We start from the raw sequence: 503 nt of genomic DNA on the forward strand, positions 1-503 counted from the left end.
GCCGCCGCCCGGGTGTCGGTGGTGTCCACGCTGGGATACATCTCCTTCCTGGCAGGGCCGCCGCTCCTCGGCTACCTGGGTGACCTCACCGGCATCCACCTGGCCCTGCTGGCGATCATGGCTCCCATCCTCGTGGCGCTCCTCCTTGCCGGAGCCGCGAAGCCGCTGCCGGACGCGCCGCTCCGCAACGAGTAGGCGGCTTCCCGGCGGTAGGGTGGAAAAATGCGAAGCATGCTGAGGAAGGGCCCGGGCCTGGTCGCCGGGCTGGACCGGATGTTACTCAAGGCCGTGTCCGGCCTGCCCGGCGGCAACCATGACGTGCTGTTCAGGCGGCTCTCGGCCTCCGCCAACCACGGGAAGCTGTGGTTCGCGGTGGCCGGAGGCCTTGCCCTCATCCCCGGCAAACCGCGGCGCGCGGCCCTGCACGGGCTGATTGCCCAGGGCGTGGCGTCGGCGGTCACCAACGTGGTGTTCAAGACACTCCTTCCGCGTGCCCGCCCGCT

The 503-nt window shown here is 70.6% G+C and carries 2 pseudogenes; both read left to right on the top strand.

The window, feature by feature from the left end:
• Nucleotides 1-195: pseudogene (locus ACXJ3V_RS20900) on the top strand (MFS transporter); the annotation flags it as partial.
• A gap of 27 nt (nt 196-222) precedes the next feature.
• Nucleotides 223-503 (top strand): annotated as a pseudogene (locus tag ACXJ3V_RS20905) (PA-phosphatase); the annotation flags it as partial.

Source organism: Microbacterium sp. P5_E9 (assembly GCF_054049175.1).